General features: G+C 42.3%; 4 protein-coding genes. 1 reads left to right on the forward strand and 3 read right to left on the reverse strand.

Annotation, left to right across the window (positions count from 1 at the left end):
* Window positions 1–794, forward strand: a 794-nt coding sequence (locus F6K57_RS41080; RefSeq protein WP_293074815.1) for an NHLP bacteriocin system secretion protein, incomplete at its 5' end; no start/stop codon positions are given.
* 359 nt (window positions 795–1,153) lie between these two features.
* Here F6K57_RS41080 and F6K57_RS41085 read toward each other — a convergent pair.
* From F6K57_RS41085 to F6K57_RS41095, 3 genes are all read right to left on the reverse strand, one after another.
* On the reverse strand, window positions 1,154–1,858 hold the full coding sequence (locus F6K57_RS41085; RefSeq protein ID WP_075904932.1) for a hypothetical protein: 705 nt from the start codon (window positions 1,856–1,858) through the stop codon (window positions 1,154–1,156).
* Window positions 1,859–1,933: 75 nt separating this feature from the next.
* Window positions 1,934–2,239, reverse strand: coding sequence for a hypothetical protein (locus F6K57_RS41090; RefSeq protein ID WP_075904929.1), 306 nt, complete (start codon window positions 2,237–2,239; stop codon window positions 1,934–1,936).
* A gap of 322 nt (window positions 2,240–2,561) precedes the next feature.
* On the reverse strand, window positions 2,562–3,065 hold the full coding sequence (locus tag F6K57_RS41095) for an RNase A-like domain-containing protein (protein WP_293074819.1): 504 nt from the start codon (window positions 3,063–3,065) through the stop codon (window positions 2,562–2,564).
* Window positions 3,066–3,153: the final 88 nt, after the last annotated feature.

Raw genomic sequence — 3,153 nt, forward strand, 5'->3', positions numbered from 1 at the left:
CTGAAGTCGAACAGCAATATTTAGATAACTTAAGTACCATTAGCAAGCATCAAGCTGAATTGAGAGAATTGACAGTTAATGTAACTGAAACTAGAGAGAAATACTTGAAAAATATGAATCAAGTTGCTCAACAAAAAACAGATCTAAAAACCTTAGCTACAGAAAGAAAAAAACTTGAACAGCAAAACTTAGAAGATTCTAGCAAAAGAGAAAATCAAATTCAACAGGTTAAGTACGATCTAGCCCAACTTTCTAAACAGTATAATGATAATAAAGCTATCAAAAGTCCTTATTCGGGTTGTTTTCTGAACATAACTGCTAGTAAAGGTTCTGTTATTGATAAAGGGTTTTCTTTAGGAGTGATTCAAAGACAGAGTTCATCAGACAGTCTCTCAACCGTTGCTTACTTTCCTGTTGGGCAGGGTAAAAAGATCAAACCTGGTATGAAAATCTATGTTACACCTGATACAGTTCGCCGAGAAAAATTTGGTAGTATTATTGGTACTGTCTCGGAAGTATCTCCTTTTCCTATTACTCAACAAGGAGCCACTAAACTGATAGGAAACTCTACAATAGCTGAAAATTTGGCATCTAAAATCAGACCTGTTATTGAAATCCATGGGAAGTTACAGGCTGACTCCTCGACTCCTAGTGGTTATGCTTGGTCTTCTTCTCAAGGACCGTCGTTGACAGTGACTTCAGGAACCACTGTAACAGTACAAGTCACCATTGAAGAGCAAACCCCCATTACCTTAGTTTTACCAATCTTGCGACAATTGACTGGGATTTATTAAATCTATAGCAAAGGGAACAGGGAACAGGGAACAGGGAACAGGGAGCAGGGAGCAGGGAACAGGGAACAAACATTCTCTCAATTGATTTAGGATTGCTATATAACAGCATCAGCTGTGAAGTACCCCAACCTGCAACGCTCTCGAATGCGTTCGCGTAGCGTGGCCGTAGGCCACAGCCGACGCGGGGCGCGTTCGGGTTTCCCGGGCGCGTCCCCGATGCCCTGATTGACTCACAAAACTCCTAAACCCCTTGATTGTACCTAAAACCATTGCCAGGGTTGGGTTTCACTATCTTCAACCCAACCTACGAAGCCAAAAAAGTCAATCAATCAGGGTATCTGACATCATTAGGATTTTATCTAGAATACCTGACCATCTGGGGAAAAGAGGGCAGAATTAACCCTGCACTGACCGTTGCGATCGCAATCGTGCCCTCGTAAGGTATTGAGCAAATTGCCTTCCTTATCCCACAACTTAGCCGTTTTATCCTGTGAGGTAGTCACTATTGTGTTGCCATCTGGGGAAAATACAGCAGAATTAACCCTAGCAGAATGTCCGGCTAAGGTAGTGATTAGCTCCCCCTTGAGATTCCACAATCTTGCGGTGGTATCCTCTGAAGCCGTGAGAATTCTACTACCATCCGGCGAGAATACTGCACTAGTCACAGCACTCCTATGTCCCATATTGGCAGAGTAAAAAAAGGAGCGGTTATGAATTGCTGAATGGTAGACTCTACTCAGTACTTCTGAAGCCTGAGGCCCTTTCTTGTTAATCTTATAAGCAGCCTCGGCAAGGCGTAAAGCCATAGTAGGGTTTTTCTGGTTTTCTGGTAAAGACTCCTTTGCTTCTGAGAGAAGATAGTTTATTGTAGCAACTTTAGAGTTAATCTTAGCCCACGTGTTAGTCAACTTATTTTGCCTCTTTTGTTCAATTTCATAGATAAGAGTGCCAACACCCGCTACAAATGCTAGAATAACTCCGACAATCAATAATTTTTGTTTTCTAACTCTTTTCTTGTATTCTGCTAGTCGTGCTTTTGCTTCCTTTGTACGTTCCTCCTGCAACCCTAGGATTTCTGCTTCAGGCTAGAAGCCTGTGCCACGCTACTTGAGGTGCTATCAGCTATCAGATAAAGTACTTTACTCTCCTCGGGATACTTGATCAAGACCACTTTCCAACAGGTCGAGCATTTCTGTTAGCCATTTTCTAGCACTTTCTTCAGTTTCAAAATGGCGATTGGCATAGTCACCCACATCTTTCCAGGGAAAGGAGGGAGAAGCCAAAGCAACCCGTCCTTCGGTAATGATGGTACGATGCCACTTGGCAAGTTCTGGATTGTTGCAGCCAAGAACTACCTCTTCATCACTTTTACCTTCAAAATCAGCTTCAGCAAACTCCCCAGCAAGAAAACTGTAGAGATTTTCGTAGTTAGGTTTTTGGCTCATGGGTAGATTTTTGGTGTATAGTTAATTGCTAATGTTGAGTAATGACTAAATATTAGATAATTAGAGACTGAAGATTAAATAAATACAAGATATTATAGTTTAAGCAAGGGTCAGTCTAAACTATAAAATCTACGTAAGCATTCAGCCGTCAGCCGTCAGCCGTCAGGAGACTTAACTCATATTAAACCAATGCTTACCTCTTTTATTAAAAAGCTGAACGCGCACCCGTGCGCGTAGCGCTAATCGCTGTTCGCTGATAGCTGATAGCTGATAGCTGATAGCTGAGTGCTTACATATCTACAATCTACAATCCCCTGAGCAGTTATCTAGCGGGATATGACGTAAGAAGTAAGCAATCTCCTTTTGCTGTTTTTTCCATAACCACACGCAACTTCCTACTATTAGAAATATTGCTCAGAGAAGGAGGACGGCTAGCCACACGACCAACTACTTCCCTAGCCCTATAGTTAACAGCTCGCTTCTCACCTATAGCAGCATCAAGAACCCAACTATTTAATCTATTCCGGTTGGCTCTCAAAGCAGCTTTAATATTAGTGGCAGCAGTTCCCAAATCGGGATAGGTGCTAGCTGCGCTGATTCTGGGAGCATTAATTAATCGGTCTACTAGTTCTTGATCACTTTTACCAACATGGCGATCAATGGTGTGACCACCGAGGTACTCCTGTCGTTGTAACCAGTCGGAGGAAAAATTACTCGGCACGCATTGCGCAGAAGCTGATTGACTCACGCAGAAACCCTGTACAAGAGTCAAAACAGCCAATAGTCCAGCACTCTTGGCTAGGGATTGTTTCCAATGGGTAAGCATCTTAAATAATGTCTGTTTTTACCTACTATTCCCAGCAGCTTTTTGATTGTAACATCCTCAGCGACTGCATCAAGACAATGAAAGGAGG

The sequence above is a fragment of the Moorena sp. SIO4A5 genome (assembly GCF_010672005.1).
Classification (GTDB): domain Bacteria; phylum Cyanobacteriota; class Cyanobacteriia; order Cyanobacteriales; family Coleofasciculaceae; genus Moorena.